This is a genomic window from Vibrio sp. J2-3(2022) (assembly GCF_021725735.1).
GTDB classification, from domain to species: domain Bacteria; phylum Pseudomonadota; class Gammaproteobacteria; order Enterobacterales; family Vibrionaceae; genus Vibrio; species Vibrio diabolicus.
In genome coordinates this window covers 346,675-368,932 of the sequence record NZ_JAKKCK010000003.1, presented here as the reverse complement: position 1 = coordinate 368,932, position 22,258 = coordinate 346,675, and the positions used below count along the sequence as shown (strand labels likewise).

Here is a 22,258-nt window from a genome sequence, read left to right as displayed (position 1 = left end):
TACAAAACGAAATTAGTTTGTAGAAGTAGAAGTAGAAGTAGATGTTGAAGTAGATGTTGAGTCGCTATCTGACGCCGCAACTGCTACTACAGTTACTGCTGCTGCCGCACCTACTGCTACAGCTGTTGTGCCTGTTGCAGAGGCAGAAGCTGCGCCTGCTGAACCTGCTTCTTCTGCTGCAAATGCAGTTGATGCGCTTAAAGCCATAAGAATAGCTAGAGCTGTATTCTTCATTATTAATCCTTGTATATCCGGTATAAAAACATCGATGTTTGGTAGCATAAAAAATGCTCCAAATTATATTCTAGATAAAAAAGCCTTAGCATGTAAATAGTTTCTTATTTTGCTATGGCTTACGATCTCATTTCTAACACCAGCGTGACATTGTGCGGTTATCTTGCTCCCTTGCTTGCTGATAAACTATCAAGAGTGCATAATTTGTCGGCCTATTTCCTCCAGCACTAGAGGCTTGGAGTCAATAGGTCGTTTTTACTTACACCATATAGAAAGCGATACAGTGGCTTACGCTCAACGCCTCAGGGCGGTAGCGTGCCAACTCTTCAGTATTTAATGGCCTGCATAGCACGCTTAACTTTGCTTTGGCAGCCCATATTATTACCAGTACTAGGGACTTTTACGTGATAAGAAAGCAGCATTGTTTAGGAATACTTAGTGCACTGGGCTTAAGCCTGAGTTCTTTTTCAGCGTCAGCCGATTTTTATGCTGGTGCGTTAGTGAGCTACTCAAATGCAGAATTGAAAAGCTCGTCTTCTGAGTCCGTAAAAGAGGGGAGTCCTTTCCTTCTTAGTGCGCAAGCAGGGTACTTCTTTAATGACTACATTGGTCTCGAAGGACGTTATGGGACATCAGTTCAACGTGATAGTGGTCTTGCCGTTGATAGCGCTTTGAGCGGCTTTGTTAAGTTGAATATGCCGGTTTCAGAGCGAGTTGCACTTTATGGTTTAGCTGGGTATTCAAGCGTTCAGCTTGATCTACAAAATGTAGGTTCTCACAAAGAACAAGGATTTAGTTTTGGGTTAGGTATGCACTACGCTTTAAATAACCAAAGCGCGGTGATATTTGAGTTCGTTGATAACGTCTCTGAAGACCAAGTTCGCCTTAACTCGATTACATTGGGTTTTCAGCACCGTTTCTAATTTAAATACCTAGAGCTCAAACTTGGGGCTAGGGTCTTTTATTCAATTATTATAGTGACATACCATGTTTAAAGGATATTTCTCTATTGCCGCTTTTATATTGGCAAGTACGTTTGCGTCTTATTCAATGGCACAAACACCCACTCCAGAACAAATGAAAATGTTTCAAAATCTACCCGCCGACCAACAACAGGCCTTGGCGAGTAAATATGGTTTCTCCATTCCTTCTAGTTCATCTTCAAACAAGTCTCCTTACGAAAACCCGCAAGTCATCAAACCTAGAGCTGAATCTAGTGGCGCTGTATCTTCCAATATCGAAGAACAATGGCTCAAAAAAGGTGAGCAGGAAGAGCTTAAACGTTTTGGTTTAGATCTTTTTGCTGGTTCTCCAAGCACTTTTGCTCCGATCAGTGATGTTCCTGTGCCAGCAAATTACACCGTGGGTGCAGGTGATGAAATCATTGTGCAGTTGTTTGGTAAGGAGAATGAAACACATCGCTTACGTGTAAATCGCGCAGGCACAATCAACTTCCCCTCACTTGGGCCGGTAAATGTTGCTGGCATGCACTTTTCTGATGTTCGAGACTCTCTGACGCAACGTGTAAAAGAGCAAATGATTGGTGTGCGTAGCGATATTTCATTGGGTGAATTGCGCACCATGCAAGTGTTTGTCATGGGGGATGCATATAAGCCTGGTGCCTACACGGTTAGCGCATTAACGACAATTTCACAAGCTATTTATTACAGCGGCGGTTTTGGTGAGAGTGGGGCGCTGAGAGATATCCAGCTAAAGCGTGATGGTAAAATCATTCGTAAGTTGGATATGTATGACCTTTTACTAAAAGGTGATGCAAGTAATGATGTGCGCTTACTACCGGATGATGTTGTTTTAATTGGTTCTGTTAACGATACAGTGTCTATAGAGGGCGAGATCAACCGTCCGGCAATTTATGAAGTCAAGGCCGGTGAAACTTACCAACAACTTATTCAGATGGCTGGTGGTTTTACTGCGAATGCTCATGTCGAGCAGTTGGAGATAAAACGCTACGCTTCACATGGCGCTCGTGAGGCTTTGACGCTTGATTTCAATAAAACGCAAGATCGACAGAGTAAAGTTAAAAATGGTGATGCCATCAAGATCTTGAAAAAAAGCGAAGAGCTTACTCGTTACGTGCAGATAGAGGGGGATGTTCGTCATCCTGGCTATGTGGAATGGCGCAATGGCCTTCGTGTTGCCGATCTTTTCAAATCTGTTGACTCAGCTTTTAATTCTACAGCTGATGTTAACTATGCCGTTGTGGTAAGAGAGATTAATCCACAGCGTGATATTGAAGTGTTCCAACTAAGTTTAGCCAACGCAATTCTATCACCAGGTAGCCGAGACAACCTCCAGTTACAATCACGAGATCGTATATTGGTTTTCAACCGCTTTAATAACGAAGATTTGGATACATTGGCAACACAAGAGGCTGTTTCAAAAGCAAAAACATTGGAGCAAGCGCAAGAGCAAGCTGAGCTGGAACAACAGAAAGAGCAAGAAGTGATGAGCTCTTCTGTTGCCGTTTCGCATTCAGAAAACGGTATGCTGAACAACCAGAACGCCACAGAGCAGGCGAAACCAGCTAAAATCATTTTCCGTGGTAAAGAGATTACAGAGGAAGACTTTGAAAAGCTGAAGCAAAATACTCGTCGCACTTTACTTGCCCCAGTGTTGTTACAACTTCAGCAACAGTCTCGTTTGGGGCTAGCCCCTCAAATTGCTGAAGTCTTTGGTGAAGTGAAGCACCCAGGGCGCTACCCGATCACTCCAAGAATGACGGTATCAACGCTTATTGAAGCTGCTGGTGGTTTGACTTACAACGCATTCACAATTAATGCAGAACTAGCGCGAACCGCGATTAATAGTGCGGATGAGCGTGCGTATATTGATGTTGAACGTATTGATTTGCGTAAAGCAATCCAAGGCAGTGCTTCGGACGATGCAATTATCGTAGGCCGAGATCGTTTGAACATCCTAGAAAAGCCAAATGTGAAGCTACAAAGTACAGTCACTTTACAGGGTGAAGTTCGTTTCCCTGGAACCTATACCGTGCGTCAAGGTGAAACTCTGAATGAGTTATTGGAGCGAGCGGGTGGTCTAACCGAGTTTGCTCACCCTCAAGGAGCAATATTTACGCGTGAAGCATTACGCTTACAAGAGCAGAAGCTCTTAAATCAATATGCAGCGGATATGCGTAAAGAAACCGCGAAGAAAACGTTTCGAGCAGATAGTAATATAGGCTCTGTAATTTCAGACCCAGAAAAAACGTTAGCATTTGTTGAGGAGGCAAGTCGCAGCAAAGCACTTGGCCGTATGGTGGTACAGTTAAACCGTATCTTAAAGGGTGAGCGTTCAGCAGATTTTATGCTAGAAGATGGAGACTTCCTCTTTGTGCCGACCTTCCGCAACACAGTCTCAATCATGGGAGAAGTTCAGGTTCCAATTACCTACTTGTTGGATAACAAACTCGATGTTGATGATTATCTGAATAAAGCTGGTGGTGCTAAAAAGCAAGCGGACGAAGACCGTATTTTTGTAGTACGTGCAGATGGTTCTGTTTATAAGCCTTCATCTGGCTACTGGTTTGGAAATAATAAAGAAGAGCTAAAGGCTGGTGACACAATTGTCGTACCAATTGACACTGACTACCGCGATGCGTTAAGTACATGGACAGCTGCAACGCAGATACTGTATCAAACTGGTGTAGCTATTAATGCATTAAAATAATATGAAGATAGTGAGTGGGGACGTAACGTTCCCACTTTGGCTTGCCAGTTAAGAGTTGAATATCGTACTTAGCAGGAAATTGTATCCATATTATAGTATCCGCAGTTTTATAAAAATGTATGGACAAAGTGCCTACGTAGACTCAAGTCTCTCAGATCCTTAGGATTTTACCCAATGGAACCTCAAAAAGAACCTCAATCATCTCTTACAAATACCTCCACCTTAGTAGACGATGAAATTGACTTAGTTGAACTATTCAAAGCCCTCTGGGGGGGGAAATGGATAATTATTGCTATTACGTTTATCTTTGCCGTTGGCTCTGTAATCTATGCGCTAAGTTTACCTAATATATATAAATCAGATGCATTACTTTCCCCTACTGAGCGATCAAATGGTGGTGGATTATCTAATATGGCTAGTCAACTAGGTGGCCTAGCTGCTTTAGCTGGCGTGAACATTGGAGCGGGGGAGTCTTCACAGACTGAGTTAGCAGTACAAGTTATGAAGTCTCGTCGATTCGTAGACACATTTATTGAGAAACATAACTTACTTGTGCCTTTAGTCGCTGTAAATGGTTGGGATTTGACTAACGATAAGTTGCTCTTCGATGAAGATTTATATGACGTAAATGAAGACAAGTGGCTCAGAGAGCCTGATGGCTTACGGGGGGCGAAACCGACAGCTCAGGAAGCCTACGAAGTCTTTATGAAAGATGTTTTCGATGTTTCCCAAGATAAAGAGAGTGGGTTATATACTGTTTCAATTAAGTACTACTCTCCCCATATTGCCAAACGGTGGGTTGACTGGTTGATTGAAGATATCAATAAAGTTATGCGAGAGCGAACTATCGCAGAAACCTCACAGAACTTAGCTTATTTGAACTCGCAACTACAAAAAACAGCTGTTGCGGATATGCAAAGTACTTTCTACAAACTTATTGAAGAGCAGACAAAAAGCTTAATGCTCGCAGAAGTTCAAGAAGAATTTATTTTCAAAACAGTTGACCCAGCTATTGTTTCGGAAGTTAAAAATGGCCCTAATCGTGCGATGATTTGCGTTCTAGGTACCCTTTTAGGAGGAGTGCTTAGTATCGTTATGGTATTAGTTCGCTTCGCTTTAAAAAGGGAAAGTGAATTGGGAACACAGAAAGAGGCAGCTCTATAACGGAGTGAGCAGTCTAGAAAAGTTCTCTAGATTTATTTTGAGTTTTTCGATTGGCCCTCACCATATTAAGTTCTGAGGGTTAAAAAATTTACATTAACGTCAAGTTAGGAACGTTTAAGATGAGTAGTATATTGCCATTGATTGGCCGTACCGAAGCCTTATTCACACAAGATATTGAAAACCATGAAGTAGAACTCTCACGCATTGTTTCTGAGTCCAGTTTCCTTGTTCTTGGTGGTGCAGGTTCCATTGGCCAAGCTGTAACTAAAGAAATCTTCAAGCGTAATCCTAAGAAGTTGCATGTTGTCGATATTAGTGAAAACAACATGGTAGAGCTTGTTCGAGATATCCGTAGCTCATTTGGTTACATTGATGGTGATTTCCAGACATTTGCTTTGGATATTGGTTCTCTAGAGTACGACGCATTCATAAAAGCCGATGGTAAGTTTGACTATGTATTGAACTTATCTGCGCTCAAGCATGTTAGAAGTGAAAAAGATCCTTATACATTGATGCGTATGATTGATGTAAACGTCTTTAATACAGATAAAACCATTCAGCAGTCTATTGATGCGGGCTCGAAAAAATACTTCTGTGTTTCAACAGATAAAGCAGCAAACCCAGTTAATATGATGGGAGCGTCAAAGCGAATTATGGAGATGTTCTTGATGCGTAAAAGTGAGCAAATGACGATCTCAACTGCTCGCTTTGCAAATGTGGCATTCTCTGATGGCTCGCTGCTGCACGGATTTAACCAACGCATCCAAAAGCGCCAACCTATCGTGGCGCCAAATGACATCAAACGCTACTTTGTTACGCCTCAAGAGTCGGGTGAACTATGTTTAATGTCTTGTATCTTTGGTGAAAACCGTGACATTTTCTTTCCGAAACTGAGTGAAGCTTTGCACCTTATCTCGTTTGCTGATATTGCAGTGAAGTACTTAGAGCAATTGGGCTATAAGCCTCACTTGTGTGAAACAGAAGAAGAAGCGCGTCAACTAGCACATACGCTTCCAGAGCAGGGTAAGTGGCCATGCTTGTTTACGACGAGTGATACCACTGGCGAGAAAGACTTTGAAGAGTTTTTTACAGACAAAGAAGAGTTGGATATGTCTAGATTCGAAAATCTAGGCATTATCAAAAATGATCCTCTTTATAAGCAAGAGCTTCTTACTTTGTTTGAAAACAGCATTTCTGAGATGAAAGGTGAGCAAGCTTGGACTAAAGAGCAAATTGTAGAATTGTTCTTTACAATGATTCCTGATTTTGGACACAAAGAAACGGGTAAATACCTCGATAGCAAGATGTAAGTGGAGAAAGCAGTGAAAACAACATCTATTGTTGAATTTGTTAGGGATACCTACAAAACCAACGAGTTTATTCCATTGCACTCTCCAAAGTTCGATGGCAACGAAAAATCTTACGTAATGGAAACGATTGAAAGTACGTTTGTTTCTAGTGTTGGTAAGTTTGTTGATGACTTTGAGCGAAAGATTGAGGCTTATACTGGGACGGCTAAAGCAGTAGCAACAGTTAATGGCACGGCAGCATTACATGCTGCATTGTATATGGCTGATGTCCAAAGAGGAGATCTTGTAATTACGCAAGCTCTGACTTTCGTGGCAACCTGTAATGCTCTGTACCATATGGGGGCGGAGCCGATATTTTTGGATGTCTCACCAGTTAGTTTAGGCCTTTGTCCTAAAGCAGTCGATGAATTCTTAAATGAGTACGCTGAGGTAACTGAGACTGGTTGTGTTCATAAAACAACCGGTAAACGAATTAAAGCTGTTGTACCTATGCACACATTTGGTCACCCAGTAGAACTCGATGAGTTGGTTGCCATTTGTCTCAAATGGAAGATTACTTTAGTTGAAGATGCCGCTGAAAGCCTTGGTTCTTTCTATAAGGGCAAACATACAGGTACTATCGGTGACTTTGGTGCGGTCAGCTTTAATGGGAATAAGATCATTACTACTGGTGGTGGTGGTATGGTTCTATGTAAAACTCAAGAGTTAGGTGCAAGAACTAAGCATGTTACAACAACAGCGAAAGTTCCTCATCCTTATGAGTTTTTCCATGACGAGCCAGGGTTTAACTACCGTATGCCGAATTTGAATGCGGCTCTAGGTTGTGCTCAGATGGAAGTAATCGAACAGTATTTGAAGCAAAAGAGAGAACTTGCAGAGTGCTACAGTGAGTTTTTCAAAGGAACTGGCTTTAAGTTTGTCACTGAACCAGATTACGCACAGTCAAACTACTGGTTGAATGCAATCATTTGTCCAGATAAGGAAAGTAGAGAGCAGGTTCTTACTGACACAAATCGTTCAGGTGTTATGACTCGTCCAATTTGGCAACTCATGCACAGATTACCAATGTTTGAGAATGCAATACGTGGGGACCTTACATATTCTGAATTTATTGAAGCCCACTTGATTAACCTTCCAAGTACCCCTATCGAGATAAAGTAAAATGAAGAAAGTAGCAGTCTTCACAGGCACACGAGCTGAGTATGGTCTTCTGTACTGGTTACTCAAAGACATCCAAGATGATCCAAGTTTAATACTGCAGATATTGGTATCTGGTATGCATCTATCACCAGAGTTTGGGGAAACTTTTAAACAGATAGAAGATGATGGTTTCAAAATTGACGAAAAAATAGAGATACTTCTTTCCTCGAACTCTGCTGTAGGCACCGCCAAGAGTATAGGGTTAGGGGTTCTTGGTTTTACAGATGCTCTATCTCGTCTAGATCCTGATGTTCTTATTATTCTCGGAGATCGTTTTGAAGCATTAGCTGCTGCTCAAACGGCCATGATTTTGAAGATCCCTGTAATTCATCTACACGGTGGTGAGATTACAGAAGGTGCGTATGATGATGCAATTCGTCACGCGATTACCAAGCTTAGCTATCTCCACGGTACATCGACGGAGGAATACAGAAATAGAGTTATTCAGCTGGGAGAATCTCCGGAGCGAGTTGAAAATATTGGTGCAATTGGTTTAGATCATCTAAAGAGAGGCTCTTTTATGAACCTTGAACAATTAGGTGAGTCACTAAACTTTAAACTTGTGCAACCATACTTTGTAGTGACTTATCATCCAGTAACACTGGGTGATGAAGAACCAGAACAGAGCTTTCAGGCTTTGCTTGATTCTTTAGATGCATATCCAGACTACCAAGTGATATTGACATACCCCAACGCCGATGACGGTGGTCGTCGAATAATTCCTATGCTTGAATCTTATGCAGCATCACAGCCGGATAGAGTTCTAGCAATTCCATCATTGGGACAGATACGTTACCTTAGTGCAATAAAAAATGCCTCGGCCGTCATTGGAAATTCATCCAGTGGCATTATAGAAGTACCATCTTTTGATGTCCCTACCGTTAATATAGGCGTGAGACAGAAAGGTCGTTTAGCTGCTAAAAGTGTTATAGATGCTGAGCCTACAGTGGCAAGTATTTCTTCAGCGCTTAAGAAGGCAGTTTCTAGACAATATAAGCTAGCTAATGAAGTGGTAATGAATCCATACGGTCAAGGCTGTGCGAGCAAAAAAGTTATCAAAATGATTAAAGAGATGAAATTTAATCCTTGCAAAAGATTTTTCGATATTAAGTAGGTTTTATGACGGTAATAATTGCTGAAGCGGGAGTTAATCACAATGGTAGTCGTGAACTCGCTTTTAAACTGATCGATGCAGCGAAGGATGCTGGTGCTGATATCGTTAAGTTTCAAACATTTAAAGCTAAGAACTTGGCATCAAAAGTTGCACATCAAGCTGAATATCAGGTAGAGAATACAAAGAGAGAAGAGTCGCAACTCGCTATGCTGAAAAGGCTAGAATTGCCTTACGATTTGCATCATGAGTTGATAGATTATTGTGAAGAAATTGGTATCGAGTTCCTTTCTACGGCGTTTGACTCTGAGAGCTTAGACTTTTTAGTGAATGACTTAGGGTTGAAAACTCTTAAGCTCCCCTCTGGAGAGATAACTAATGCCCCTCTAATACTAGAGCATGCAAGAACTGGGTGTGACATTATCTTATCTACGGGAATGGCGACATTAGCAGAGGTAGAAGATGCTTTAAGTGTCATAGCGTTTGGTCTAACTCAAGATAAAAATGCCAAACCGTCTATTACTGCGTTCAGAGAGGCTTACGCTTCTTCCGAAGGGCAAATTGCTTTGCAAGAAAAAGTTACCATCCTCCACTGTACAACAGAATATCCGGCACCAATGGATGAAATAAACCTGCGAGCGATGGATACTCTAGGGGCATCTTTTGGCTTAAGAGCTGGTTATTCGGATCATAGTGAAGGGATTACAATTCCTATTGCAGCTGTAGCGCGAGGAGCTGTGCTAATTGAAAAGCACTTTACTTTAGATAAAACAATGGAAGGTCCTGACCATAAAGCATCACTGGAACCAGATGAGCTCAAATTGATGGTTGATGCAATTAGAAATGTAGAGATAGCCTTAGGCTCAGGTGTAAAGGCTCCGACTGTATCAGAAATAAAGAATAAGTCAGTGGCAAGGAAGAGCCTTGTTGCATTGGACAGTATTGCCGTCGGAGATAGTTTTACAACAAATAATCTGACCGTAAAACGACCGGGAACAGGCATTAGTCCATTTCGGTACTGGGATATTCTTGGAAGTGTCGCTCAAAAAACATACGAACAGGACGAAGAAATATAATGAAGATTGGTTATTTTGCTGATGGGCCATGGTCTCATCGAGCAATTGAATTGATAGCTGAAACTGATGGCTTAGATATTGTGTTTATCGTCCCTCGTTATGACACACAGGATCCCATATTAAGGGAGTGGGCTGATAAATTGGGCGTTCCTTTTATTCCTGTAGAGAATGTAAACACGAACGAGTTTCTTTCTGTGATGGATGATTATAAACCAGATCTTTTAGTATCAATGTCATTCAATCAGATTTTGAAGAAGAGCATTATCGATTATGCACCCTTAGGCTTTATTAACTGCCATGCTGGTGCATTACCATTTTATAGAGGACGAAATCCACTTAACTGGGCCTTGATAAATGGTGAATCTTCTTTTGGTATTACGGTCCATTATGTGGATGAAGGTATCGATACTGGCGATATAGTCGAGCAGAGGTTATATCCGATTACACGAAAAGATAATTACGGTACTCTTCTCAATAAAGCTATTATCGAGTGTGCCAATGTTTTGTACTCTGCGATAGTCAAAATCTCTAAAAATGCAGTAAATGTTATAGAGCAAAAAGATATTCATCCTGTGGGTACATATTTTGGTATAAGAACATTTGGTGATGAAATTATCGACTTCAACTGGAGTGCAGAGAGAATCTATAACTTTGTTAGAGCAATTAGCTACCCGGGCCCTCGTGCGAGATTCTTTTTCAACAATGAAGAATATGCAGTTGAATCCTCTGAGCTAATACCTGAAGCTCCAAACTATATTGCGACTGTCGGTGAAGTCGTCGGTAGAAATGAAAACGGAATAGTAGTTAAAGTAGGCGATAGCACGATACTTCTAACACTAGTTGGACGTGTAAAAAGCGGTGTGACCGAACAGCTAGATGTTCCTAAATTTAAAATAGGTTCTAGGTTAACTAATAGAGGCTTGGAATGAGTCATTGTTGGCAAAAAACGCTAATATCTGAATCAAGCACAATTAAGCAGGCATTAGAAATCATCAACAGCGAAGCATTACGCGTCGCTGTTGTGGTTGATCAAAACAAGAAGCTGCTGGGTATGATCACTGATGGCGACATTCGACGCGGTTTACTCAATGATCTGATGCTAAGCGACTCTGTTGCGAAGGTGATGAACTCTAAACCTATTACTGCCAAGCAGGGAGCTTCAAAAGATCAGCTAGTCGAGTTGATGGAGCGAGAGCAAATTCTATCGGTTCCATTGCTCGATCAAGAGAACAAAGTCGTTGGCCTTGAGACTCTTCATAGTGCCTTGAGTAAAGATAGATATCAAAATCCAGTGTTTATTATGGCTGGTGGCTTCGGAACTCGTTTACGTCCATTAACGGATAATTGCCCTAAGCCAATGCTAAAAGTAGGTGATAAACCTATTTTAGAGACAGTGATCAAGAGCTTTATCAAAGCCGGTTTTAGCAACTTTTACATCTCAACGCACTACATGCCTGAGCAAATTCACCAACATTTTGGTGATGGTAGTAACTTAGGTGTCAGTATCTCATATGTACACGAAGATACACCGCTTGGTACCGGGGGGGCGCTTGGCTTACTGCCTGAAGATATGCCAAGAGATCTACCATTGATTATGATCAACGGGGATGTGTTGACCAAAGTAGACTTTCAACGCCTGCTGAACTTCCATTTGGAGAATAACGCAGATGCGACAATGTGCGTGCGAGAATACGACTATCAGATTCCATATGGCGTGATTAATGGCGAAGGCAACCAAATCACTAGTATGGTCGAAAAACCGATTCAGCGCTTTTTTGTTAACGCAGGTATTTATGTTGTATCTCCTCGAGTGATTCAATCGGTAGAAAAAAATCAAAAAATAGATATGCCTACGTTGCTTGAGCAACATATGAAAGATCGCCAAAAAGTACTTATGTTCCCAATACATGAGTATTGGCTTGATATTGGCCGTATGGACGACTTCAACCGTGCGCAGATGGATATACTATCTCTGGGGTTAGAGTAAATGTTAGATGACAAGAAAGTGATTGCTGTCATCCCTGCAAGGGGAGGAAGTAAGCGACTTCCAAGGAAGAATATACTTCCATTGGGAGGAAAACCTCTAATCGGTTGGACAATTGAAGCTGCTCAAAACAGTGCTTATGTAGATGATATTCTTATAAGTACTGATGACCAAGAAATAGCCGATGTCGCGCGCCAGTTTGGAATAACTATACCCGAACTGAGGCCAGAAGAGTTATCGACAGATACTGCAACAACTCAAAGTGTTCTTTTTTATACTTTAGAGAAATATGGCAAAGACGCCGATATTGTTGTTTTACTTCAACCTACCTCGCCATTTCGTAGCTCCGATCATATCGACCAAGCAATTGAATATTTGGTTGAAAAGTCTGCTTTTTCAGTTGTATCTGTTACGCCATGTGAGCATCCACCTCAGTGGGCAAATACGTTACCTGACAATGGTTCAATGAAAGATTTTCTTCGCTTTGGCAGGGGAAAGCGTTCTCAAGATCTGGGCGAAGCTTTCCGTTTAAATGGTGCTATCTATGTTTATGATATTTGTAGATTGTTAGCTATAGGTGAGATGGCTTATCGGGAAGATACGTATGCCTATAAAATGCCAAACGAAGCATCGATTGATATTGATAATCAAATTGACTTTGATATGGCTGAATTTTTTCTACAAAGATATTGGATTAGCAAATGATACTTTCTCAATCGAGAAAGTATCATAAATAATAAAATTAATTACGCATATATCATTATGTATGTTTAAAGCAGTTGTGAATATGAGAAAAAAAATGTCCAAAACACTTATTGGTGAGTCTAGTTGGGATTCTGAATGTTTTGAGTTATGTTTGGGAACATTACATTCATCATATTTGCATAATGATTTCTTTATTAGTAGTAATAAGAATAATACTAAATTAATAAATCGAATTCTAGTTACAATCAAAAGTGCCTTTGTCTCTCTTAAAGCGATATATAGGAACGATGAACTTTATTTTTCTAGTTTGAACTTTGAGGTGTTAATTGTAGCTTACTTTATGAGATGGTATGGAAATGCATATATTTTCTTGCCAAATACTATTGGTAATCCTTCATCTTATAACAAAATTTTCAATAAAGTTATGGAAGCTTATAAAGGTAAGATATATGTTTCTGATACTGTAACTATATCTACTCTAGAGGTGTTTTCAGCATCTTTACCCCAGAAAGCTTTTGATTTCAACTTACCAAATCGTGATAATTTAAAGGATATAAAATATGTTGTTGCCTTCCCTGCAGCTCTTTCTCACAAAGCAACTGGAAAGGAATCTGATAAGCATTACTTATTCTCACAACAAATAGTGGACACATTATCTGGCTATGGATTAGAAGTCTATATCCTTCCTCATCCTAGAGATCGCGAGTATATTTGTGACGAGTTTTATGGGAAAGAGACAATCTCGTCAGATGACATAAAAGATTTAGGGGACAATGTATGCTATGTCTCCGCATGTTCATCTCTGAGTTTAAATCGACGGTACGGCGGAGAGTACGGTTGCTGGGTATCCATTGATGGTATAGACAGTTTACCTGAATCACTAGCAGTAAAGAAACAAGATCTAGTAGATATATCGTATTTTGAGAATCGATAGTATGAAAAATTTAGTCTATGAAGGTCGAGTTGAAATATTAAAGATATTTTCAGCTGTATTATCTATAGGGACTATAGTGCTGTTATCACACTTTTTAGGCGAAAAGTACTTGGTCTCTTATGTTGTAATTCAAACATTGCTGGTTGTTTTTACATCTGCAACAGACTTTGGTCAAAACGTTACAAATAAGAATATAAATATTCAGAATAATACATTTCAGCCTAAACGTACGCCTATATTCTTACTTTTTCTTGTTGCGCTAATATATTTCGGTGTGTGCTTTTATTGGTTTTCAAAAGATATATCATATTTTGTGATATTGTTGATGCCAGTATCTATTATCGCATCTGTTTATAATCTGCGTTGGTTGACTGTAAAAAGGCGAAGTGGAGATGTTTTTACAAGCGTTTTATTTGGTGAATTCTCTCTGTCTATATTAAGGTTAACATCGGTTATTATCGGTTGTGTATTAGGGTATTTTTGGTTTGAACTAGCTTTGTTGCTTTTTCCAATACTTGTTTCTATATTATTATCGAGGTTAAAGCCCGTAAATAAATTACAGTTGTCTTCTCCTATAGATTTTAGACATACCTCTGAAAAATTCGATGTGTTCGCTTATGTTTTAAGTGTATTTATAGCAGTGAAAAATCAAATACTATCGCTATTTCTCCCTGGGGTTAGTGAAAATAGTAAAAGTTATGTGATAATGGTCTCTAGGCTTTATGGTGCTATACTTATAGTGATAAGTGGACTTCATGCTCGAATACCATACTCAATGAAGCTTGCTAAGGTCGATAATAAATGGAAAAATTTAAAGGTTGTCTTTTCTTTAATCGCTGTTTCTTTTTTATTTATTCCATCGTTATATCCATTTTATATTGAGTTTGTTTCTGGTGTTTTTAATGTATCTTTTCCTTACCAACATGCTATTGAGCGTCAAGTTTTCTTTATATTAATTGTGTTTGGTATTGTACAAAGCGCAATTATTATTTCTTTACAGGCTTTGAATAAGAATAAGAGTGCGATTCTTCTTGATGTTGTATACCTTTCATTAGTTATTAAATTTATGACCGAGCTTAAGTGAAGATAATGACAAATAGAGCAGTTCGTTTTAACGTTAAAAATTTATTTGTTCAGTTTTACATAGTCCTTCCTTTTCTTTTCTACTTACCTCCCTATCTCCTTAGCTTAGAATCAGGTGGGGTTAGCCTTCACTTCTATAAAACTTTTTATATTGAAGAAAGTTATTTTTTTAGGATGTTGGTTGGTCATGTTATTTTAGGCTTAGGGACTTATAAGCTTCTTTCTCTGTTTAAATTTGAGCTAGTGTTTTTAAATAAAAAGTCAATACTTTCTGACATTGTCGTTGTGCTATTATTTATAGCAAGCTTTACAATTAATATTGGTTATATACAAATGCTAGTTCTTCCGTTGTTGTATATACTTTATAGCAGAAGAAGGCCATATAATTTTACTTTTTTAATATTGTTTTTTGTTGCATTTGTACAATTAGTTCTCGGAGAAGACAGGTTTCCGGTAATACAAGTTGCACTACTTGCCTTTATTCCATACATATCAAGAATATCAAGTGTAAAATTATTCATGTATGGCATGTTGGTGGTGTTTGGATTGGTCTTTGTATTGCAGCCGTTGCGAAGTGGGCATTTACCTCTTGTTGGAACATCAGTATTTACTGATTTAGCTTACTTCTATCAACACTTACAGCCTATATATATTGGTGGTTACCTATTAATGGAACAGGACTTCTCTTTGTTACATCTTATCGCCGAGTCAGTACCATTTTTGAAGTCACTCTTCGGTTTTGAAAGTGTAATTGATACTATTGGTAAGATTGGATTGACAAGCAACGTATATGACAGTGGTACAAGGCATGGTTCTAACTCTAGCCTTTTCTTTAGCTTCTATGGTGCTATTATTTTGTTTACGGGAGTTTCTCTATTAGCTATATCGGCTAAGTTTGTTAAATGGAGAGTATTCAGTAACTCAATAGTATTATATTTTATTGTGCAGGGACCTTATTTTGTGAGGCGATCCTTTGGCACGTTCTTAATCGATTTTGTAAGTGTCTTTATTTGTGCATGTGTTGTTGTTTTACTAATTCAACTTTTTAGAAAGAAAACAGAAAATAATGAGACTATAGCATAAGGCATTTTTTAGTTTTAATAGGTGTATCCGTGGAAAAAATTTATATATTTACTCATTCAGTTAGCCGAAAAAATGGAGGTTCATCATCAATATTAGACTTGTCTAATTGTATGTCCGAGCTCGGTTATGATGTGAAAGTTAACACGGTTTTAGGCTCTTTTGATAAAAAATTATACAGAACTACAAATGTAAATAAAGAGCTTGATATAGTACCTATTAGCAATGTTCTTGTTGATATTAAAAAAGTGGGAAAGCCAAAGTACTTTGTCAATAAGGTCATTTCATTCATCTCTAAGTTTGGAAATATAAAAAGTAACTCTATCGTTATTGACTCTTTTGGCTTGCCTGATGACTACAAGCAATACTTACGGACAATCGGTTGCAAAGTCGTGTTGAATCATGCTGGTTCTGTAAAAGCCTATTCTCAATACTTTATGGGAAGCAATCAGAACCAAAATCAACTCAATGCATATCTAACGCACATTAAAACTTATGACCGAGTCCTTTTTCAATCGCCTTCACAAGCCGAAGAGCTTGATTCACTACTTGGAGAAGGGCAGGAAAGAAGCATATTAATTAGACCATCGGTATCAGAGTCTGATATTAAAGCTTGTCAGAAACATGCCAAAAAATTATTTAAAAATAATAAAACTAATATTACAGTGGTTGGCTCAGTTCAAAGAAGAAAAGGTCAAGACTATCTAATCGACATTGCAGAGATACTTAATGAAAGCGAATGTGATTATGTAATAAATGTAGTTGGTAATGTTTTAGAGCAAGATTTTTATGACCAATTACTAAAGACTATTAAAGAAAAAGAACTCTCTCAAAAAATTATCTTTCACGGCTTCCAGTCAGATTATCTCAGTTATATGAATGACTCCGATATTATTCTACAAGTATCTAAAGAAGAGGGGGTATCGAGAATACTCAGAGAAGCCATGGCCCTAGGGAAAGCCATCGTAAGCTTTAGATTAGACGGCACGGCAGACTTACTTGAAGAAGACTTTGATTGTTTGCTTGCCGAACCAGAACAAGTTAAAGATATAACAAAAAAACTATACGAAGTCATTAACGATGAAGCTCAACGCTTGAGCTTAGGTGAGAATGCTCGGCTTAATTTTGATAAAAAATATAGCTATGTTAGTTACTCTAAGCAAGTGAACGAATTTGTAAAATCTATGCTTGGTAAATAGAAATGAAAAGAGTTGTTATAGTTGGCGCTGGCTTAGCAGGTATTACGCTGGCGAATCAATTGATTGATAAATTCAAAGTTACTTTAATTGAACGGGGACCCCAAGAGGGGACGGAATTGCCAGAACATAATTTCCTTCAGAGGCGATTTGGTAGCTCCAACACATACTGCTATGCCGTAGGTGGGACAACGCATTTGTGGCACAACGGGTTGATTCCTCTTAAACCGAGTAGCTTAGATCAGGGACCGTTTTCAAATAGTCTTATCTCAACTCAAGATAAAATAGACAAGGCTGCAAGCTTACTACAGTTCTCAGGGAGTTATACCGCAGAGTATAAACGCTCACTTGATAATTATCGTAAAGTTTCTAGTGAGCTATCATTGAATGCGGAGCTAGATACTATTTTAATTCCAAACACCTCTCCGCTACTGAAGGCGAATGACAGAGTAGAGATAAAGAGTGGTTGTAGAGTTGTCGGTGCGACATACTCTGGTGAATGTCTACGTTCAGTACAGCTCGCATATGAATCTGGAGAAGAAGAAGTATTTCCTGCAGACTTCTTCATTGTTTGCGCTGGTGGCATCTCTTCTCCGAAAGTGCTAAACACCATTCTGCCTCAAGAAATAAAATCAAATACTTCTAAGTGTTTGATAGACCATCCTATGGGCTTTCTGGGAAAGATTCGAGTTAAAAAACAATATCAAAGCTTGTTTGATCAGTTTGTTAATAAGAATGTTGGAGACTATACAAGTCGCTGCGGTATTGTTACAAAAAGTAATGGACTCAAGCATATTACTTACTTTAGACCTGCAGCTACGATGAGTAATGATCTCGGTGTTTATCAGTTTAAATCGAAATTAGGGACATCTAACTTATTGGGTAAGATTAAGTGTATTTTTAACCCTAAGATATTACACCCTGATATCCTCTCTGAAATATTCCTTCACCTCACTGGACGAAATATCTCAACTCGAACTTTTTCCGTATGGTTTGTTTTTGAGCAAAACAAGAAAAGTGCTAATGATAACCATATTATATTGGATAGTAGCTCATCAAATAAAATAAGTTGGTCATTAAGCGATACAGAGAAAGCATCTTATTTGGAAGCTATCATGGATATGGAAGAAAAGTTAGCACCTTACTGTGATAAATTAGCTTTTGTAAAAGAAGATATTGATAGTTACGTATGGTCAGCCGCGCACCATTCTGGGACGGTAGAGTTTGGTTCAGAACCAGGAACAGTTGATCACAACTTTAAAGTAAATGGCTCTTCGAATTTATATGTTTGTGATGCTTCAATCATAAACGAGCATGGTTATAGCAATACCGGGCTGACAATAGCTCAGTTGACGATAAAGCTTAGTGAGTATCTAAAAGGATTAGCGTAGCAAATGACAATAACATATATAGGTAAGAGTGGTCTTTTAAACCAACACCTTTGTAATTTATTGGCCGATGACTTGAACATATCAGTATCGGCGAGAAACTACTCCATAGATGAAGCTCTTCAAAATGATACTATTGTATGGGGAGGAAGATACTTACTCGACGATATATTAGTGAGAGTTAAAGAAAATAAGAGATCTAAACTCTTATATATATCAACTTTCATATATAACGATTTTTGCGATAATTATCAAATTAGAAAGCTTTCTGATTCAGTAAAGGTAGAAAAAATAGGGGGTTGTTCTTTGAATATTCCTTTCATTGCGGAATTTCACGATAAAATTTTAGAAAAATTATCGACACAAGAACGATCTGAATATTTTACTTATCGTACAAATTTACAGGATATATCAAACGCAATCCGACTCTTTGATAGCCAAGGTATCCTGTCTCTAGAGAAAGTAAGAGTTAACATTAAGCTAAAGAGAAGAGAATGCTTCTTATGGAAGATATTCTCATTCCTTTATGTGAGTACGGATAAAGTGAGCTCTTCCAAATTCACTCTTGCCTATTTAAATGCAGTAAAAGCTTTAGAAAAGGTATTGCATAAACTAATGTTCTGCCATGGTTTATCTGCTGTTTATATTAAGAAGGATAGTTAAAATGAAGTGCGCATTCTTAATATGTGTTTACAGAAATGATGATGTTGAGCACTTGAAAGAAGCTTTACTCTCTGTCCGTTCTGCGGCAGAAAAAGCGGGAAATGACGTTCGTATATATATCCATATTGATGGTGAGGTAAGCCAAGATCACCTAGCTGTGGTTGAGGGATGTAACCCTTATAAAGTCGTGAAAAGTGCTTCAAATGTGGGATTGGCTGTTGGGTTAAACAAACTGATCGGAAGTCTTGAAGGTGAAAATTACATCTTTCGTATGGATGCTGATGACATCTGTTGTCTAGAGCGTATATCACTTCAACTTGACTATATGGAAGCAAATCCAGAAGTCGATTTAGTCGGTGGCGCAATTGACGAGTTTGTAGGCGACACAGTAAATGTAGTAGCACACCGTGACTACCCAAACGTTGCTCATGCTAATTATTTACCTAAAGGGTCACCATTCGCGCATGTTACGACCTGCTTTAGAGGTGACTTTTTTGATAGGTTTGGCTGTTATCCAACAGATTACCCTCTGAATGAAGATATTGCTTTGTGGGGGGAGGCTTTACTAAAAGGGGCCGTTGGACACAATATTCCATCTACGTTAGTGCAAGTCAGAATGGATGGGGCCTACAATCGACGGACATTAAAGAAGGCGAAAAGTGAATTAAAGGTTTATTTACGAATTTGTAAACAATTAAAAGTGTTTCCTTTTATTCCTTTAGCTCGCTTTGGATTTCGTTTAATGCCAGTTTCTTTGGTTAGCGTACTTTACCGTTCTCCACTAAGAAATAAACTTCTTAAATCTTAGAGATTAAATAGTAACTAAAAAGTACTTTAAGCTCTGTCGACAGTATTTTAGTTACTATTTACGGTAGCCTTACTTGATGAGCTAAATTTCTCTCTTAAAAATGTGGTAATTCGCCACACATAAGAAAGCAAAAGGGAATAAACAATAAAACAGGCGATAAATGCATAGAACATGAAAGCTTCTGGGATCCCGCTTAGCTCACCGTAAATACCAAAAGCAGCGTAAAGAGTTGCGATACCGCAGATTGCTACTAGGGTTTGCTTAGGGCTTAAACCCATACGTTGGAAAATATGATGTAAGTGTTCACGATCGGGTTTGAATGGCGAATCCCCTCGGCGAACTCGACGAATCATGATGGCAGCCATATCCATCAACGGAACCGCAATTAGCCATAATGCCGTCACTGGGCGCATCAGGGGTTTACTCTCTGCTTGGCTAACACCCAGCAATAGCCAGATAACAGTAAAACCAATCATCATGCTGCCTGCGTCACCCATAAATACTTTTCGAGCGCGTCCCAATATCCCCAAGTTCATGAAAATGTAAGGCAGCATCGCAACAATAATAACCACACAGAGATAAGCCAAGCCGTGTTGGGCGTCTACTCTTAATAAATAGGCAAGAGCGCCAAAGGTTACAATAGAAAGCCCACCTAGCAGACCATCAATACCATCTACCATATTAAAAGCATTGATTGCACCGATGACCGCTAGCACTGTGATAGCGATACCAGTCCAACCTAAATTTATATCCCCAAAGCCGAACATGTTACCTAAGCTGTGCAATTCAATACCGGCAATATGAACCATCACCAAAGATAACCCAGCTTGAACTCCCATGCGTATTTTGAAACTCAAGTCGATCTTATCGTCAATGGCGCCGATAAGCGTTAAGAGTGCGATAGAACATACATACAGCCAACTATATTCGATAACTTCTGGTTTAAAGGTCAGAAATTGGATAAGGACAATACAGATAGAGATCCCACCGATAAGTGGAACAGCACCGTCATGTAACTTCCTTTCGTTCGGTTTATCAACTAAGCCTACCGACTTAGCAACCTTACGCATGAGAAACAAAGTGGCAAACGAAGAAAAGAAGATAAATAGAAGTTCCAGAAACATAATAGTGCCAACTGCCATTGTAATTATTCGACGGCTATTTTAACCGACAAGGTAACTATCTCAAGGAGAAAATAAGTAACAGAATGGTAGCAAAACGATACTTTCACCCAATTTCTCCTGATTTTCTTATCAGTAAATTAAAGCACAACGTTCATTTTTTTCCTGGCAAAATGTTGATACAGCTCTGCTTTTGCAACACTTTCACCATGAATTAAATGCACTTCTTTCGGTGGTGGATTAATTCCTTCTACAAAGCAAATTAGATCGGATTGATCTGCATGAGCAGAATAGCCAGACATCGTATGTATTTGAGCTTTCACTTTAATTTTCTTTCCTTCGATATCAACTTCACTCGCACCCTCTTGAATTTCTCTCCCTAGCGTTCCCTCAGCTTGATAGCCAGCAAACAGCACATCATTACGACTATCTGGTAACAACGCATTGAGGTAACTCACCACTCGACCACCTTCGCACATCCCAGAAGCAGCAACCACAATAGCCGGTTCAGAAGTGCTTGCCAGACGATTCACCAATCTCATATGTTCAGCATGAGTCTCAATCGTAATACATTGTTCAAACCCGAGAGGATGACGATGTTGCTCCAAACGCCTTTTTGCTTCTTTACCCCAAAGCTTTTTAAAGCGCCGATAAGTCTTTGTCACTTTTCGTGCTAAAGGCGAATCAAGAATAATTGGTAGGGCACCATGTAAAGACTCCTGGTGCAGAAGCTGTTCGATATCGAATAACAGTTCTTGTGTCCTACCGACACTAAAAGCAGGAATAACAATCACACCACCATCTTCCAGCGCATGTTCGATAATAGAGAGCAATCGAGTGCTTCTACTTTTCACGCTTTCATGGTGCTTATCACCATAGGTCGACTCAATAAACAAATAGTCTGCTTTTTCAGGAGGTTTCGGATCTGGGAGTAAAGGCGTATCACTTGGACCGAGATCACCAGAAAATACCACTACGTCATTATTTGAGAGTTTAAATTCCAAATAAGCAGAACCTAAAATATGGCCCGCAGGTTGAAAGCGTATATAAGCCAACCCCTTAAGAGGAAGCCATGTATTGTACTGACATGGCACCAATCGTTGCTTAATTAGATTTAATATATGTTGCCGTTGATGTTTGCCTAAACCCAGCTGTAGCTTTAATCCGTCCTCTAACATAAGAGGGACCAACTCAGCAGTAGCTTGTGTGCAGTAGATTTTGCCTTTAAAACCAGCTGCGAGTAACCATGGTAATCGGCCTATATGGTCAATATGAGCATGGGTCAGTACCAGCGCTTTTACCTTGGTTAAAGAAAAATCTATTGCCAGCGAACGATCATGACGACCTACCAATGCATCTTTACCTTGAAATAACCCGCAGTCGATCAAAATGCTCCCTTGCTCAAGTCGCAGTTCGTGACAAGAGCCCGTCACCGTATCCTTCCCACCATGATGAAGTACTTTCATAGCTATCTCCTTTTCATAGGCATCAATGTAATGAATCGAAGAAAG

20 protein-coding genes are annotated in these 22,258 nt (G+C 39.3%); 17 read left to right on the top strand and 3 right to left on the bottom strand.

Translation table 11 applies throughout. The features are described from left to right. Positions 1-12: 12 nt before the first annotated feature. Positions 13-234, bottom strand: a complete 222-nt coding sequence (locus L3V27_RS14145; RefSeq protein WP_005535462.1) for a hypothetical protein — start codon at positions 232-234, stop codon at positions 13-15. Positions 235-638: 404 nt separating this feature from the next. On the opposite strand from L3V27_RS14145, the gene L3V27_RS14140 reads away from it, so the two are divergent. The 17 genes from L3V27_RS14140 (at position 639) to L3V27_RS14060 (ending at position 19,626) form a co-directional block, all read left to right on the top strand. After that, the gene (locus tag L3V27_RS14140; protein WP_025795463.1) at positions 639-1,157 is read left to right on the top strand and encodes an outer membrane beta-barrel protein; all 519 of its coding nucleotides are present in this window, start codon (positions 639-641) and stop codon (positions 1,155-1,157) included. A gap of 64 nt (positions 1,158-1,221) precedes the next feature. Beyond that, entirely contained in the window at positions 1,222-3,924 is a 2,703-nt protein-coding gene (locus L3V27_RS14135; protein ID WP_047009445.1) for an SLBB domain-containing protein, read from the top strand. A gap of 174 nt (positions 3,925-4,098) precedes the next feature. Beyond that, positions 4,099-5,088, top strand: a complete 990-nt coding sequence (locus L3V27_RS14130; protein WP_047009446.1) for a Wzz/FepE/Etk N-terminal domain-containing protein — start codon at positions 4,099-4,101, stop codon at positions 5,086-5,088. A 119-nt stretch (positions 5,089-5,207) separates the two neighbouring features. Then, a complete protein-coding gene (locus L3V27_RS14125) occupies positions 5,208-6,398 on the top strand; it encodes a UDP-N-acetylglucosamine 4,6-dehydratase (RefSeq protein ID WP_047009447.1) in 1,191 nt (396 codons plus the stop codon). Between the two features lie 12 nt (positions 6,399-6,410). Then, a complete protein-coding gene (locus L3V27_RS14120; protein ID WP_237312108.1) occupies positions 6,411-7,559 on the top strand; it encodes a LegC family aminotransferase in 1,149 nt (382 codons plus the stop codon). Between the two features lies 1 nt (position 7,560). Beyond that, positions 7,561-8,712 (top strand): UDP-N-acetylglucosamine 2-epimerase, encoded by a 1,152-nt coding sequence (gene neuC, locus L3V27_RS14115; protein ID WP_047009448.1) that lies wholly within the window; start codon positions 7,561-7,563, stop codon positions 8,710-8,712. Between the two features lie 5 nt (positions 8,713-8,717). Further along, complete coding sequence (gene neuB / locus L3V27_RS14110) at positions 8,718-9,785, top strand: N-acetylneuraminate synthase (RefSeq protein WP_047009449.1); 1,068 nt, start codon at positions 8,718-8,720, stop codon at positions 9,783-9,785. Beyond that, positions 9,785-10,714 (top strand): methionyl-tRNA formyltransferase, encoded by a 930-nt coding sequence (locus tag L3V27_RS14105; protein ID WP_047009450.1) that lies wholly within the window; start codon positions 9,785-9,787, stop codon positions 10,712-10,714. Before neuB ends, L3V27_RS14105 begins: the two co-directional genes overlap by 1 nt. Beyond that, the gene (locus tag L3V27_RS14100; RefSeq protein ID WP_237312106.1) at positions 10,711-11,772 is read left to right on the top strand and encodes a nucleotidyltransferase family protein; all 1,062 of its coding nucleotides are present in this window, start codon (positions 10,711-10,713) and stop codon (positions 11,770-11,772) included. Before L3V27_RS14105 ends, L3V27_RS14100 begins: the two co-directional genes overlap by 4 nt. Continuing rightward, positions 11,773-12,474 (top strand): acylneuraminate cytidylyltransferase family protein, encoded by a 702-nt coding sequence (locus tag L3V27_RS14095; protein WP_237312104.1) that lies wholly within the window; start codon positions 11,773-11,775, stop codon positions 12,472-12,474. A gap of 82 nt (positions 12,475-12,556) precedes the next feature. Then, a complete protein-coding gene (locus L3V27_RS14090; RefSeq protein ID WP_237312103.1) occupies positions 12,557-13,408 on the top strand; it encodes a hypothetical protein in 852 nt (283 codons plus the stop codon). A gap of 1 nt (position 13,409) precedes the next feature. Further along, positions 13,410-14,492: a hypothetical protein gene (locus L3V27_RS14085; RefSeq protein WP_237312101.1), complete on the top strand. Its 1,083-nt coding sequence runs from the start codon at positions 13,410-13,412 to the stop codon at positions 14,490-14,492. A gap of 5 nt (positions 14,493-14,497) precedes the next feature. After that, positions 14,498-15,574: a hypothetical protein gene (locus tag L3V27_RS14080; protein ID WP_237312100.1), complete on the top strand. Its 1,077-nt coding sequence runs from the start codon at positions 14,498-14,500 to the stop codon at positions 15,572-15,574. A 29-nt stretch (positions 15,575-15,603) separates the two neighbouring features. Next, positions 15,604-16,770: a glycosyltransferase family 4 protein gene (locus L3V27_RS14075; protein ID WP_131813750.1), complete on the top strand. Its 1,167-nt coding sequence runs from the start codon at positions 15,604-15,606 to the stop codon at positions 16,768-16,770. A 2-nt stretch (positions 16,771-16,772) separates the two neighbouring features. Then, positions 16,773-18,158, top strand: coding sequence for a GMC oxidoreductase (locus tag L3V27_RS14070; protein ID WP_237312098.1), 1,386 nt, complete (start codon positions 16,773-16,775; stop codon positions 18,156-18,158). A 3-nt stretch (positions 18,159-18,161) separates the two neighbouring features. After that, positions 18,162-18,818, top strand: coding sequence for a hypothetical protein (locus L3V27_RS14065; protein ID WP_237312096.1), 657 nt, complete (start codon positions 18,162-18,164; stop codon positions 18,816-18,818). Between the two features lies 1 nt (position 18,819). After that, positions 18,820-19,626 carry a glycosyltransferase gene (locus tag L3V27_RS14060; protein ID WP_237312094.1) on the top strand — a complete coding sequence of 269 codons (807 nt, stop codon included), beginning with the start codon at positions 18,820-18,822 and terminating at the stop codon, positions 19,624-19,626. Positions 19,627-19,673: 47 nt separating this feature from the next. On the opposite strand, the gene wecA is transcribed toward L3V27_RS14060, so the two are convergent. Both wecA and L3V27_RS14050 read right to left on the bottom strand, forming a co-directional pair. Further along, the gene (gene wecA / locus L3V27_RS14055; protein ID WP_047009460.1) at positions 19,674-20,750 is read right to left on the bottom strand and encodes a UDP-N-acetylglucosamine--undecaprenyl-phosphate N-acetylglucosaminephosphotransferase; all 1,077 of its coding nucleotides are present in this window, start codon (positions 20,748-20,750) and stop codon (positions 19,674-19,676) included. Positions 20,751-20,887: 137 nt separating this feature from the next. Then, positions 20,888-22,213 (bottom strand): MBL fold metallo-hydrolase, encoded by a 1,326-nt coding sequence (locus L3V27_RS14050; RefSeq protein ID WP_237312093.1) that lies wholly within the window; start codon positions 22,211-22,213, stop codon positions 20,888-20,890. Positions 22,214-22,258 lie beyond the last annotated feature (45 nt).